Raw genomic sequence first — 13714 nt, forward strand, 5'->3', positions numbered from 1 at the left:
GGGTATGACGGATCGGCTGGGCGAATACCGCCGCAAACGGGACCCGAAGCGCACCCCGGAACCGATCCCCGCGGCCCATCCCGGCGAGACCGAGCGGAACCGGTTCGTCATCCAGCAGCATCACGCCCGCAGCCTGCACTGGGACGTCCGGCTGGAACGCGACGGCGTGCTGGTCTCGTTCGCCGTCCCCCGCGGCCTGCCCCGCGACCAGGGCCGCAACAACCTGGCCAAGCACACCGAGGACCACCCGCTGGAGTACCTGGACTTCGCGGGCGAGATTCCGGCCGGCGAGTACGGCGGTGGCCGCATGATGATCTTCGACCGGGGCACGTACGAGACCGAGAAATGGCGGGACGACGAGATCGCGGTGGTCTTCCACGGCGAGCGCGCGACCGGCCGGTACATCTTCTTCCAGACCGGCGGCGCCGACTGGATGGTGCGCCGGATGGACCCGCCGGAACCCGGCTGGGAGTCGATGCCCGAGGTGGTGCCGCCGATGCTGCCCGGCGAGTCCAGCCGGCTGCCGGCCGACGACGACAACTGGGGTTTCGAGATGGCCTGGGGCGGGCGCCGCATCTCGGCGTACGTCTCCGGCGGTCGCGTACGGCTGATGGAAGCTGACGCCGGCGATGTGACCTCGTGGTACCCGGAGGTTCGGGCCCTCGGCCCGGCGCTGGCGCCGGTCGAGGCCGTGCTGGACGGCGAGATCCTGGCCTTCGACGGCACCCGGCCGGACCCGGACCTGCTCGCCCGCCGGAAAGCGCCGAAGGACTCCGGTGCGGCCCGGCGCGCGGCCGAGCGGACCCCGGTCCAGTTCCTCGCCTACGACCTGCTCTGGCTGGAGGGACACAGCACGGTCGAGCGAATTGGTTACGCCGAACGCCGGGAACTGCTGGACGGACTGGCTATTTCCGGCGAACACTGGCAGACACCACCGTACTTCGCGGGCGGCGGCGCCTTCGCGGTTGACGCCGCTCGCGCCCAGGGCCTGTCCGCCGTGGTGGCGAAGCGGCTGACCTCGCCCTACCGTCCGGGCCGGCACAGCCGCCTCTGGCGCACCATTCCCGTTACCGGCTAGCGCACCACGAGGTAGGGAAGAGATGCACGAGGAGATGTCGGCCGACCTCTGGAACTCCGCCGTCCGCGTCCTCGAGACGAACTGGACCGGGCACCATATGGTGCCCTCCCGCCGGCTCTATCCGCATCAGTGGAGCTGGGACGCCGCCTTCATCGCGATCGGCCTCGCCTACGCCAACCCCGGCCGCGCCTGGCGTGACCTGCGCAGCCTGTTCGAGGCGCAGTGGGCGGACGGCCGGGTGCCGCACATCGTGTTCGACCCGGCGACCGCCGAGGAGGACTACTTCCCCGGGCCCGCGTTCTGGGACGTGCCCGGCCGGGGCAGCACCGGCATCGTGCAGCCGCCGATGCACGCGGTCGCCGCCTGGGAGGTCTACCGGCACGCGGCGGCGCACGGCGCGGACTCCGCCCTGCAGGCCCGGATCGAGCTGGAGTGGCTCTACCCCCGGCTGGTGGCCCAGCAGGACTACCTGACCGGTTCGCGCAACCTCGGCGGCGCCGGTCTGGCCTGCATCGTGCATCCGTGGGAGTCCGGCCTGGACAACAGCCCGGGCTGGGACGCCGCACTGGCCGGCGTGCCGGCCGACCCCGACCTGCTCAGCACGTACCGGCGGCGTGACCTGGCCAACGCCGACGCCGCGCACCGGCCTACCGACCTCGACTACTCGCGGTACGTCGGCCTGGTGCTGAACTACCGGGCCGAGGGCTACTCGGACGAGGGACTGCTGAGCCGGCACACCTTCGCGGTCGAGTGCCCGGCGTTCAACGCGATCCTGGGCACCGCCGAGCTGGCCCTGGCACAGATCGCCGGTGAGCTGGGCCGCGCCGCCGAGGCCACCACCCACCGGGAGCGGGCGCACCGGATCACCGCGGCCATCGCCGAGCGGCTGTGGGACCCGCGGACCCGCACCTTCCACTGCCGCGACCTGCGCACCGACCGGCTCAGCCCACTGCACTGCGTCAGCGGCCTGCTGCCGCTCATGCTGCCCGACCTGGCCGCCGACCAGGTCGAGGCGGTCCTGGGCCAGGCCCGGTCGGCACGGTTCGGACTGCCCGAACAGACCGGTCTGCCGGCGCCCAGCTACGACCGGACCGCGCCCGAGTTCGACACCCTGCGCTACTGGCGCGGACCGGTCTGGATCAACGTGAACTGGCTGCTGCGCCGCGGTCTGCTGGTGCACGGCTTCCGGGACGAGGCCGAGGACCTGCGCACCGCCATGGTCCGGCTGGTGCACCGCAACGGCCACTTCGAGTATTTCCACCCGGCGACCGGCGAGGGCCTCGGCGCGCCGACGTTCAGCTGGACCGCGGCCCTCTCCCTCGATCTGCTGGCCGACCGGTCGGTGCCGGCCTACGCGCGGGCCGCCTAGAAAATTACGACGGAGCGCAGGACGCCGCCGGTGTGCATCTTGCCGAAGGCGTCCTCGACCTGATCCAGCGCGATCTCCTCGGTCACGAACGCGTCCAGGTCGAGGCGGCCCTGCCGGTAGAGCGCCGTGAGCATCGGGAAGTCCCGGGTCGGCAGGCAGTCGCCGTACCAGCTGGACTTGAGCGCCCCGCCCCGGCCGAAGACGTCGAGCAGCGGCAGCTCGATGGTCATCTCGGGGGTGGGCACGCCCACCAGAACCACGGTGCCGGCCAGGTCGCGGGCGTAGAAGGCCTGCTTGTACGTCTCAGGGCGGCCGACCGCCTCGATCACCACGTCGGCGCCGAACCCGCCGGTCAGCTCGCGCACCTTTTCCACCACGTCGACGTCCTGGGCGTTCACCGTGTGGGTGGCGCCGAACTGCCGGGCCCAGTCGAGTTTCCGGTCGTCGGTGTCGATCGCGATGATCGTGGTGGCGCCGGCCAGCGCCGCACCGGCCACCGCGCCGTCGCCCACCCCGCCGCAGCCGATCACCGCGACCGAGTCACCGCGGGTCACGCCGCCGGTGTTGATCGCCGCGCCGAGGCCGGCCATCACGCCGCAGCCGAGCAGGCCCACCGCGGCGGCCCGGGCCTCCGGGTCGACCTTGGTGCACTGGCCGGCCGCGACCAGCGTCTTTTCCACGAACGCGCCGATGCCCAGGGCCGGGGACAGCTCGGTGCCGTCCTCGAGCGTCATCTTCTGCTTGGCGTTGTGGGTGGCGAAGCAGTACCACGGCTTGCCGCGGTTGCAGGCCCGGCAGTCGCCGCAGACCGCGCGCCAGTTGAGCACCACGAAGTCGCCGGGCTCGACGTCGGTGACGCCGTCGCCGACCGACTCCACCACGCCCGCGGCCTCGTGGCCGAGCAGGAACGGGAAGTCGTCGTTGATGCCGCCCTCGCGGTAGTGCAGGTCGGTGTGGCACACCCCGCACGCCTGGACCTTTACCACCGCCTCGCCGGGACCAGGGTCGGGAACGACGATCGTCGTCGTCTCGACCGGCGCGCCCTTGGCCCGGGCGATCACGCCCCGCACCCGCTGACTCATCACGCAGCACCCTTCGTCGCCGTTGACCTGCCTTCGCCCAGCGTAGGGGCGCCGGAACCCGGCGTCAGCCCGGAGGACGCACCTCGACCGGGGATTCCAGCAGCGCATCGGCCAGCTTGGCCATCTGGCGCACCTGGGCCGGGCTGAGGCGGTCGAAAATCAGCTGCTGTACGGCGTCCGCGTGTCCCGGCGCCGACGCGACCACCTTGTCGTAGCCGGCGTCGGTCAGCTCGGCGATCTGCACCCGGCCGTCCTCGGGGTCGCGCACCCGGCGCACCCAGCCCTGTGCCTCGAGCCGGGCCACCACGTGCGACAACCGGGACAGCGAGGCGACGACCAGCTTGGCCAGTTTGCTCATGGCCAGCCGCCGGTCGTCCCGCTCGGAGAGGGTGAACAGCACGATGTAGCCCATGTGGGTCAGGCCGGCGTCGCGTTGCAGTTGAGCCTCGAGAGCGGCGGGAACCCGGACGAGCACCTCGACGAAACGGCGCCAGGCCTGCTGCTGCTCGTCGGTCAACCACCTCGGCTCGTCCATGGTGGAAGGTTAGCCGGTCTGTCGTTTCGCACATTGACGCTAGTACTCTGCCGCGGGGGCTCTGCCCCCGCGTGGCGCCGGGACCGGCTGGCTGGGGGGCCTCGGCCGGTTCCGGCGCCGCGTCAACTACTGCTGCGGGGGCTCGTCCTTGCCCTGCTCCTCGAGCCGGTCCGCCTCCTCCTTGGTGCGGTGCACCGCACCGTCGGCGTGCTCCGGCGGCCCGTACACGGTGTAGAGGACCAGCGGGTTGGGACCCGTGTTGAGGAAGTTGTGCTTGCGCCCGGCCGGGACGACGACCAGGTCGCCCTGCGCCACGTTCCGGGTCTCGCCGGAGACGATGGCCTTGCCGACCCCGCTCACGAAGGTCAGGATCTGGTCCACCTCGTGGACCTCCTCGCCGATCTCGCCGTCCGGCGGGATCGTCATCACGACCAGCTGAGTGTGTTTGCCGGTCCACAGGACGCGGCGGAAGTCGGGGTTCTTCTCGGCAACGGTGGCGATGGTGTAGTGCTCCATGACCGGACGCTTACCCAGGTCAGGCCCCCGGCAACCGTCCCGGCAGCACCGGAGCGGGACGGCCGATCAGATAGCCCTGCACGTAGTCCACGCCCAGCTCGCGCAGCAGCCGCAGGGTGGGCTCGTCCTGCACGTACTCGGCCACGGTGTGGATGCCGTATGCCTGACAAACCTGGACCAGCGCGCGCACCAGTACCTGGTCCTGCGGATTGGCGACCAGGTCGACCACGTACTCCCCATCGATCTTGACCAGGTCGATCGGGAAGATCCGGAGATAGCGGAACGACGCATAGCCCGAGCCGAAGTCGTCCAGCGCCAGCTCGCAGCCGAGGTCCCGGATCCGGTCGGCGAACCGGCGGGCCTCCAGCAGGTTGCCGATCAGCGCGGTCTCGGTGATCTCGAAGGTGAGCTGGGCCGGGTTGACCTCGTAGTGCTGGATCAGCCGCTCCACCTCGTCGGTGAGCCGCGGGTCGCCCACCGACCGGCCGGACAGGTTGATCTGCAGGCAGGTGTCGGGCTGCTCGGCGGCCAGCTGCATGGCCCGCTCGACCACCCAGAGGTCGATGTCGTAAACCGCGTCCAGCCGCTCCGCGGTGTCCAGCACCTGGATCGGCGACTGCGGGCCGTCGGTGTCGTCCAGCACCCGCAGCAGCAGCTCGTGCCGGGTCACCTTGTTGGTCTGGAGCTCCAGGATCGGCTGGGAGTAGAGCGTGAACCGGTCGGTGCCGAGCGCGTCGGCGACCCGGCTGCGGTAGGAGCCCTGCCGGTCACGGACCGGCACCGGGTGGGCCACCAGGGTGAGCGGCCGTTCCGCGTCCCGGGACTGACGCCAGGCGTGCTCGGCGTCGATCAGCACCTCGTGGCTGCCGGCCTCGGCGTCCGGGGTGAACCGCACCAGGCCGCCCCAGGCCTGGGCGCGCAGCCAGCTGTCCGGCAGCACGAACGTCTGCGAGCGCAGCGCCTCGACCAGCAGTTCGGCCTCGCGCCGGGCGGTGGGCCAGGACGTGCCGGCCAGCAGCAGGCCGATCTCGCTGGTGCCGACCCGGCCGAGCAGCGCACCCCGCTGGACCACGCCCTCGAGCACCCGGGCGGCCCGGTGCAGCAGGTCGGCGTTGCGGTCGGGGCGGGCGTCCTCGGTGTCGCCGGCCCGCTCGGACTGCACCCGGATCACCAGGATGGCGCCGCCGCCGCGCCGCTGGGCGCGGTCGATCTCGTCGATGAACCGGGCCCGGGTGAGCAGGCCGGTGGCCGGATCGGGGTCGGCCAGCGAGTCCTGTACGGTCTCGTCGCGCCGGGCCAGGCGGGCCATCTCGCGCCGGGCCCGCTCCCGGGCCGACACGTCGGTGACCACGCCGCGGACACCGCGGACGGTGCCGTCGGCGTTCTTCACCGGCTCGAGCCGGCAGTCGACGTCGAACCAGCCGCCGTCGGCCCGCATCAGCCGGACCGTGGTGCGCACCGGGACCCGGCTGGTCCACGCCTGGGTGATGGCGCTCAGCGCCTTGGCGTGATCCTCGCGGTGCACGTACCGGGCCAGGACCTTGCGGCTCACCTCGTGCTGGGCGTGCGAATGGCCCAGCATGCCCCGCAGCTGGGCGGACCAGACGATCTCGTCGCCCGTTGCGGTGTACGAGAACCAGGCGTTCCCGGCCGCGGCGGGCCGGTCGTCGGCGGGCGTACGCGGCTCCGGGAGGACGGAAGGCAGCAGTTGCCGCTCCTCGGGCGCAGCCATGCGCCATCCACCCCCTCACCTGTGCCATCCCCGGAACTATTACGACCCGTCACGCGGCCGATATAACAGAGGACGTCCGCGTCAATGTTTTGACGGACCGCCCGGCAAACCCCGGAACTGCGGTTTCTCGCCCGATCAGAGTAGGGAATCAACCGATCGGATGACCACTGCGCTGCGTGATATTCGCCGCAGATTAGCGTCGACTCCATGACGGACAGTTACTGCCAGTGCTGACTGTGGAACCTTCCGCAGTTCCTACCCCTCGACCGCCCGATCCATGCACGGAATGCATCGTCGCGGACGCGCCGCGTAACGAGATCGGGAACCGATGGATATGGTGGCGATTGGACCAACGCGGAGCGAGGACGAAGCATGGGCATCATTCGGGACATGCAGCGGGTGCGCGCCACGCAGGTGGCGGCTGACCAGCGGGCGAACACGGCCGCGGCGCAGCAGCGCGACATGATCCGGCGCAACGCCGACCTGGCCATCGCGGCGGCGCAGCAGGCGGCGTCCGACGTGGAACGGCAGCGCGAACGCCAGCGGCTGTACGCCGAGGCGCGCACCGCGGACGCGGCGGCGGCGAACGCCGAGGTGCGCGCGCGGCTCGGCGACCTGGACAGCCTGCTGTTGTCCACGCTGGACGTGGACGACCACATCGACCTCGACCAGTTCAAGAAACCGCTCGCGGTACCGCCGTTCGACCCGGGTCCGCTGAGCCGGCCGCACCCCGAGCCCAGCTGGCAGAGCTATCAGCCGCCGCAACCGCGCGGGGTCGGCAAGATTATCGGCGGCGACCGGCTGCACCAGCAGCAGACCGCCCAGGCGAGGCGGGCGTACGAGCAGGCGCGGGCCCGCTGGCAGGCCGACGAGGACCGGCGCAGGCAGCGCCTGGCCGAACGCCGCCGGGCTTACGACGAACACCGGCGCAAGTACGAGGCCAAGATGGTCGCCTACAACGCCGAGGTGGACCGGTTCGCGGCCGCGGTCGCCGGCGCCGACCCGGCCTCGGTAGTCGAGTACTTCGCCATGGTGCTCGGCAACTCGGTGTATCCGGATGACTTCCCTCAGCACTTCCGGCTCGCCTACCTGCCCAAGCAGAAGCACCTGCTGATCGAGTACCACCTGCCGCCGATCGAGGTGATCCCGGTGGTGAAGGAGTATCGGTACGACCGGGTCCGCGACGACCTGTCCGCCATCCCCCGCGACGAGGCCGAGATCCGGCACCGGTACGTCGACGTCATCGCCCGGGTGACGCTGCGCACCATCCACGAGATCGTCGAGTCGGACCGCGGCGCCCTGGTGCGACAGATCTCCTTCAACGGCATCGTCGACACCATCGACCGCCGCACCGGCCGCTTCATCCGCCCCTGCCTGGTGTCGGTCAAAACGGATCGGGACACGTACGCGGCCATCGAACTGCGCCGGGTCGACCCGGTCGCCTGCGTCAAACACCTCCAGGGCGCGCTGTCCGGAGAACCGGACACGCTGGCCGCGGTGACCCCGAAAATCGACTTCGACCGGGACGCCGACCTCGACTTCACCGAGGAGTTCAACGTGCTCGCCGACATCGACGAGCGGCCCAACCTGATCACGCTCCCCGACCAGGCTTGGGAACAGCAACTGCACGACCTGTTCGGGGTGATGGGCCTCGAGATGGGCGCCCCGGTCCGCACCGACAGCGGCGCCCGCTGGCTGGCCACCGACCCGCGCCCCATCTTCGGCGGCAAGGTGGTGCTGCACGCCACCCGCAGCGGCCCGGCCGGCGCCGCCGCGGTGCACGCCCTGGCCGGCGCGGTCACGGCGGCCGGCGCCACCAAGGGCATCCTGGTGTCGCTGTCCGGCATCGACGCCGAGGCGTACGAGGCGCTGGCCGGCCGCCCCCTGGAACTGATCGACGGCCCGGCCCTGGTGACCCTGCTGGCCAACCACTGCCGCATCAAGGCCCGCATCGAGCTGACCGGACCCTGGACAGACCAGAGAGGCGCATCGATGTAGCGTCCGCCCGTGACCGATCAGACGCCGCCCAGCACCTACCCACCCGCCCCGCCGCAGGCTCCGCCGCCGCCCGCCTACCCGGCACCCCTGCGGGAGCGTGCGGAAGGCGTCTGCGCCGCCAATTTTGCGGACCGGGTCCGGGATCCGCACGTCGTGTCCAGGGTGGACACGCGTTATCTGTTTCCGTCCGAGGGCGGGTGGGCGACCGACCGCTCCACGATCTGCATCGTCACCGACCCGATCGGGCGGACGACCGGCTCGGTCATGGACTGAGCAGCGCCGGGATCAGCGCCGCCAGCACCGCCCGGTCCGCCGGGCGGTCCGGTTCGTACTCGGTGATGCCGAGGCCGGCCAGCGGGAACCGGTCGGTCAGCGCGCGCACCGCCGCCGCGAGTTGGTCGGGGGTCACGCCGTCCGGTTCGGGCGCGCCCACCGCGGCGAAGCTCTCCGGGTCGAGCACGTCCAGGTCGATGTGGACGTACACCGCGCGGGCACCGGTCGCCTCGACCACCGACGGCAGCGACGCCAGGCCGGCCACCTCGACGTGGGCGAGGCCGGCCTCGGCCACGTACTCCTTCTCGGCCGGGTCCAGCGCCCGCACCCCGGCCAGCACGACCTGCTCGGGACGCAACCGCCGGCGCGGCAGCAACTCGGGGTGGCCCTCGCCGAGCAGCGTGCGCAGCACCATGCCGTGGAACGCGCCGGACGGCGACGACTCGGGCGTGTTCAGGTCGGCGTGCGCGTCGAACCACACCACCGCGAGACCGTCGCCGTGCCGGGCCAGCGCCGCCTCGATCGGCGCCACCTCGACGCCGCAGTCGCCGCCCAGGGTCACGAGCGGCGGGTCGCCGAGCGACGACCGGATGGCCGCCAGGTTGGCGGCCAGCAGCGCCACCGAGGGTTCGCCGTCCGCGAGCGGCACCCGGACCCGCTGGTCGCCGGGGATGAGACCGGCCAGTTCGGCGGCACCGGCCGTGAGCCGCCGGGCGGTCGGCGAGCCCGAGCCCTGCCACTGGCCGATCTCGACCACCGTGCGGCGCGGCACCGGCTTGATCTCCAGCTCCTCGATGCGTTGCCAGACGGGGCGCATGGCGGCGTCCGGCTCGCGGGCGTAGATGCTGCCCCGGATGCGCACGAACACGCAGTTGCCGACCCGTTCCAGGACGGCCTGCCGGCGCATGTCGCTCTCCCACTGCTCGGGGCCGTGGTAGCTGTCGCCGTCGCACTCGATCGCGAGCCGCCGGCCGTCGGGGGCGTTCAGCACGAAGTCGATCCGGTAGGCGCCGATCCGGAACTGCGGGATCGGCCGGAAGCCGCGCGCCATCAGTCGCTTGAGGACATCCCGCTCGAAGTCGCTCTCGCAGCGGGCGGCCAGGTCGGTGACCTCCTCGGCGGGGGCCAGGTTGAGCGCGTACGAGAGCAGCATGGCGCGCGGGTCGTCGGCGAGCAGCGAACCCGGCCGCACCGAGTGGAACACCCAGAGTTGGTCGCGGGCCCGGGACGCGGCCACGTTGACCCGCCGGTGATATTCGCGCTTGGTGAACGCCGCCACGCGGGGATCGTTGTCGGACACCACCATGGACACGAACACGATGTCGCGCTCGTCGCCCTGGAACGTGTACGCGTCGCCGACCCGCAGCCGGCGCGCCTGGATCTCGTCCTCGCCGATCTCGTCGCGCAGCAGTTGCAGCAGGTAGGCGGCCTGGCCGCTGCTGCTGAGCAGGGAGATGACACCGAGCGTCTTGCCGTCATATTTCGGATCTTTAACCAATGCGGCGATTTGGCTGGTAAGAGCGGATGCTTCGGACACGTTCACGTCGCCGAACCCGGGCAGCGGCTGACGCACCCCGTCCGGGAGGAACACCGTGCGGATCGGCGCGAGCGACGGCCGGTCCGCGCGCAACGGCATGATCTTGCCGTCGTAGTAGTGCCGCGAGGAGAACTCAATGATCTGCGGTACGCAGCGGAAGTGCTCGGTCAGCAGGATCCGCTCCGGCGACCGGCGCACCGCGTGGTCGTACAGCGACGACTCGGGGTCGAAGTGCTCGGCCGACGGCACGTCGTCGAGGTGGCTGTGGATCAGGCCGGACACCGAGCCGACGAAGCCCAGCTGCGGTCCGATCTGCTGGTCGTCGCCGACCACCACGGCCCGTTCGGCGAGCGCCAGCACCGGCAGCGCGAACAGATCGGCCTGCGACGCCTCGTCCACGATCACCACGTCGAACCGGGCGCCACCGGCGAACTGCTCGATCGCCCGGTCCACCGACATGACCCAGACCGGCACCGCCTCGACCGCCGACTCCATGGCCCGTTGCGCGTGCGCCTGCCAGGCCGCCGCGGTCCGTCCGGTGCCCTTACCGATCTTGCGAAGGGCGGTGGTCCAGTCGGCCAGCGCGGCCTTGCGCCGGTCGTCCAGGCTGCGGGAGACCTCGAGCCAGGCCGACGCCACCACCAGTTCGGCGGTGCGGCGGCGGATCTTGTCGCGGGTGTTTTCCACCCGCTTGGCCAGCACGGCCGGGTCGACGCTGCCGATCACCTCGTCGAACCAGGTCTGCGCGCGCCGCCAGGCCCACGCGTCCAGGCACGCCTGCCCGGTCACCGCGGGCACCAGTCCGGCCTCGACCTGCGCGGCCCACTCGGGTGCCGCCTCGGCCAGCCGGTCCCGCAGTTCCACGTACCGCCGAACGGAAGGTCGCAACCCGGTCAGCCGGCGCACCTCGGCCACCGCGTCATCCCAGCCGTCCAGCGTCGACCAGGCCTTGCCGAGCCGCGGCCAGGGTGCCAGCCGCTCGGCCACCGCACGATCCGCCGCGGTCATCGCGTCCAGTTCCAGGACCGCGGGCGCCGCGTCGAGCAGGCTTTCGACCGCGGCCAGGGCCGCCGGATCCAGGTCAAGATCATGCTGGGGTACGACGACAGCCAGCCGATCGGCGAGCGCCGGCCAATGCCGTACGTCCCAATCCAGGGACTGACCCGCGTCGGCCAGCAACGTGCCCGCCCAGATCTCCGGATCTCCCCAGCCGTCCGGCGGGGTGGCGATCTGCAGCCGGTCGATCCACTCCGACCAGTGCCCGCCCAGCCGGCGACGAGTCTGCACCCGGCGCACCCAGGCCGCCACCACGTCGACGTCCTCGGCGGTGCGCAGCGGCTCGCCGTCCACCCGCATGTCGTCGGCCACCTTGAACAGGGCGGCCTGCATGAGCCGGCTCAACCCGCGACCGGCAGCAAAGCGCTGCCTGATCTCGACGAGCTGAGCCAGGAGGCGTTTCGGCTCATGGGCGTACGTGTCCGGCACCGCCACCCGGTGCCCGGCCAGCTGGCGGGTCAGCGCGGCGAGTTCGGCCAGCAGCGTCTCGGTGGCGGCCACGTGATCGGCCCAGACCGAGCGCCAGTGCGGGTCGTTCAGCAGCCGGCCGAGCCGATCGGTCCACGCACCCTCCCGGCGACGGAGCCAGGTCAACGCGTCCCGTAGGTCACCGCGCAGGGCGTCCAGGTCTGCCTCGCGTACGGCATCAAGATCTAAGCCATCCGCCGCCAAGCGGGACACCCGGTCGTGGAGTGAGTCGCGCTCGGCCCGGGTCTGCGCCGCTGTGGCGGCATCGGGCAGGTCGGCGGTCTCCGGCAGCGACCGCAGCGCCGCGGCCCGGTCGGCCGGCACCAGGCGCCGCGCCAGGTCGAGCAGCGCGGCGAACTCCTCGCCGGACAGCGGCGGCGGCACCCAGACCGGGTCCGGGATGCCGCTCTGCGTCGCCGCCCGCTCCCGCAGCCAGGCGCCCACCTCGACCGGCGGGTGCGGAACACCGTCGATCAGGTACGTGACCGCCTCGTTCTCGGCGATCGACCGCAACCCGCCGAGCGCCACGGCCAGCTCGCGCTCGGCATCCTCGAGCAGCCCGGTGAGCCGCTCGACCCGCCGCGCCTCGGCCACCTTGTCCAGGGTGGCCGCCCGATCGGCGAGTTCCCGGGCGGCCAGCTGCAACTGGACGAGCTGGTCGGTGGTGCGGCCGAGCACGGCCAGACAGAGCGACCGGATCTCCTCGGGCAGGCCGTCCCGGAGCACCCGCAGCGGGTCCTCCTTCTGCGCCACCACGAGCACCCGCTTGCCGTTCGCCATCAGGTGACAGATCAGGTTGCGGATGGTGTGCGTCTTACCGGTGCCCGGCGGCCCCTGAACCGCCACGTTGCGGTGCTGGGCCAGCCGCCGCGCGATCGACTCCTGCGCCTCGTTGGTGGGCAGCGGCATGAGCAGGCGCTCACCCACCCGCCGCCACTCCTCGGGCCGGTCGTCCGGCATCCGCAGCCGGCTGGGCTCGTGCGCCACAATCGCGGCGAGCGCACCGATGCTGGCCGTGTCACCCGCGAGCAGCCGGTCGCGGAGGCTCTCCAGGAAGCCCCGGAGCAGCCGCTGCTTGGGCCGGGCAAAGAGGACGCCGACGTCCTCGATATGCGGCCGCGTCAGCTCCTGCTGCCGCCCGTCGGTGACGATCCGGTCATGACCGAGGCGACCCAGCGCCCGCTCGAAGAACTCCCGCCGATCCAGGTCGTTCCACAGGTCGAGCTCCAGCGTGCCGGCCGGCCCGGCGAGCGCGAGAAGCTGCCCGAGGTACCGCTCGTCGGTCCCGTTCAGGGCGTCGGTCTGCAGCCGCGATGGCCCGGCCGGCGAGACCGTGATGAGGGACTGGTCCGGTTCGTACTCGATCAACACCGGCGTGGCGACGAGCGGGTAGCGGACCCGTTCGCCGTTGATGGTGACGTTCAGGATGCCGTGGCCCCAGACCAGCTCGGTGGTGGCCGCGGTCATGTCCAGCTGATGCATCAGGTCGAAGAGCCGCCGATGCAGCACGCGGGTCTTCTCCGCCTCAGCGGTGGCGTGCGCCCACGGTCGCCAGGCGCGGTCCCGCCAGTCCGCAAAGTCGTCCGGGTCGGTGGGGGTGTTGTCGTGCTCCGGCGCTTCCCCAGCCCCTTCGCCCGCTTCGGTCGCCGCCTCCGTCGCCGCGGGCTCTGCGGTGGCGGTGATGTCGCCGCGGAGGCGGCGGCGCAGGGCGGCCGGGACGGCGACCGGTGGGGGCAGGTCGGGCAGGCCGACGCGCAGCCAGGAAGTGGCGTCGGCGGACGGGCCCACCTGGCAGGCCGGATGGTCGGGCCGGGCGTCCAGCCAATGCGCATCGGCCGGGACGGTCCGGGCGGGGCGCTCCATCTGAGCGCGGACGGCCAGCAGGTAGTCGGCCACCGCAACGGCCCGGTCCCGGATCGTCGTGGGCGATTCCAGCTGCTCGGACATCCTCCCAATTCTAGGCCGCGCTGTCTCGTGTCCACCCGTTGTGACCCGCGCACGGCGGTGGCCGACCGCCCGTACTGTGATAACCGGCGATATGGTGTCGCCGCTGATCATGCTGGATGAAGG

The 13714-nt window shown here is 71.9% G+C and carries 9 protein-coding genes; 4 read left to right on the forward strand and 5 right to left on the reverse strand.

From position 1 onward, the window contains the following. The first annotated feature begins 4 nt into the window (after window positions 1-4). A complete protein-coding gene (locus Ari01nite_RS15995) occupies window positions 5-1078 on the forward strand; it encodes a DNA polymerase ligase N-terminal domain-containing protein (RefSeq protein ID WP_203782040.1) in 1074 nt (357 codons plus the stop codon). A gap of 22 nt (window positions 1079-1100) precedes the next feature. After that, window positions 1101-2447 carry an MGH1-like glycoside hydrolase domain-containing protein gene (locus tag Ari01nite_RS16000; RefSeq protein WP_203782041.1) on the forward strand — a complete coding sequence of 449 codons (1347 nt, stop codon included), beginning with the start codon at window positions 1101-1103 and terminating at the stop codon, window positions 2445-2447. Here Ari01nite_RS16000 and Ari01nite_RS16005 read toward each other — a convergent pair. From Ari01nite_RS16005 to Ari01nite_RS16020, 4 genes are all read right to left on the reverse strand, one after another. After that, a complete protein-coding gene (locus Ari01nite_RS16005) occupies window positions 2444-3529 on the reverse strand; it encodes an S-(hydroxymethyl)mycothiol dehydrogenase (protein ID WP_203782042.1) in 1086 nt (361 codons plus the stop codon). The two genes, Ari01nite_RS16000 and Ari01nite_RS16005, sit on opposite strands and share 4 nt — an antisense overlap. Window positions 3530-3593: 64 nt before the next feature. After that, window positions 3594-4064, reverse strand: coding sequence for a MarR family winged helix-turn-helix transcriptional regulator (locus tag Ari01nite_RS16010; RefSeq protein WP_203782043.1), 471 nt, complete (start codon window positions 4062-4064; stop codon window positions 3594-3596). Between the two features lie 126 nt (window positions 4065-4190). After that, window positions 4191-4580: a cupin domain-containing protein gene (locus Ari01nite_RS16015; protein WP_203782044.1), complete on the reverse strand. Its 390-nt coding sequence runs from the start codon at window positions 4578-4580 to the stop codon at window positions 4191-4193. Window positions 4581-4599: 19 nt separating this feature from the next. Continuing rightward, a complete protein-coding gene (locus Ari01nite_RS16020; protein ID WP_203782045.1) occupies window positions 4600-6312 on the reverse strand; it encodes an EAL domain-containing protein in 1713 nt (570 codons plus the stop codon). A 372-nt stretch (window positions 6313-6684) separates the two neighbouring features. Here Ari01nite_RS16020 and Ari01nite_RS16025 point away from each other — a divergent pair, with 372 nt between their 5' ends. Together Ari01nite_RS16025 and Ari01nite_RS16030 are read left to right on the forward strand one after the other, a co-directional pair. Further along, window positions 6685-8310 (forward strand): restriction endonuclease, encoded by a 1626-nt coding sequence (locus tag Ari01nite_RS16025; RefSeq protein ID WP_203782046.1) that lies wholly within the window; start codon window positions 6685-6687, stop codon window positions 8308-8310. 9 nt (window positions 8311-8319) lie between these two features. Beyond that, entirely contained in the window at window positions 8320-8583 is a 264-nt protein-coding gene (locus Ari01nite_RS16030; protein ID WP_203782047.1) for a hypothetical protein, read from the forward strand. Here the strand turns inward: Ari01nite_RS16030 and Ari01nite_RS16035 are convergent. Further along, window positions 8573-13591: an arginase family protein gene (locus tag Ari01nite_RS16035; protein WP_203782048.1), complete on the reverse strand. Its 5019-nt coding sequence runs from the start codon at window positions 13589-13591 to the stop codon at window positions 8573-8575. The genes Ari01nite_RS16030 and Ari01nite_RS16035 overlap by 11 nt on opposite strands. Between the last annotated feature and the right edge of the window lie 123 nt (window positions 13592-13714).

Origin of the sequence: Paractinoplanes rishiriensis, from assembly GCF_016862375.1 — a bacterium.
Lineage (GTDB): Bacteria > Actinomycetota > Actinomycetes > Mycobacteriales > Micromonosporaceae > Actinoplanes > Actinoplanes rishiriensis.

Coding starts and splice junctions, on each gene's coding strand:
- Ari01nite_RS16010 (WP_203782043.1), bottom strand. CDS start 4,064: ATGGACGAGCCGAGGTGGTTGACCGACGAGCAGCAGCAGGCCTGGCGC.
- Ari01nite_RS16025 (WP_203782046.1), top strand. CDS start 6,685: ATGGGCATCATTCGGGACATGCAGCGGGTGCGCGCCACGCAGGTGGCG.
- Ari01nite_RS15995 (WP_203782040.1), top strand. CDS start 5: ATGACGGATCGGCTGGGCGAATACCGCCGCAAACGGGACCCGAAGCGC.
- Ari01nite_RS16015 (WP_203782044.1), bottom strand. CDS start 4,580: ATGGAGCACTACACCATCGCCACCGTTGCCGAGAAGAACCCCGACTTC.
- Ari01nite_RS16000 (WP_203782041.1), top strand. CDS start 1,101: ATGCACGAGGAGATGTCGGCCGACCTCTGGAACTCCGCCGTCCGCGTC.
- Ari01nite_RS16035 (WP_203782048.1), bottom strand. CDS start 13,591: ATGTCCGAGCAGCTGGAATCGCCCACGACGATCCGGGACCGGGCCGTT.
- Ari01nite_RS16005 (WP_203782042.1), bottom strand. CDS start 3,529: ATGAGTCAGCGGGTGCGGGGCGTGATCGCCCGGGCCAAGGGCGCGCCG.
- Ari01nite_RS16020 (WP_203782045.1), bottom strand. CDS start 6,312: ATGGCTGCGCCCGAGGAGCGGCAACTGCTGCCTTCCGTCCTCCCGGAG.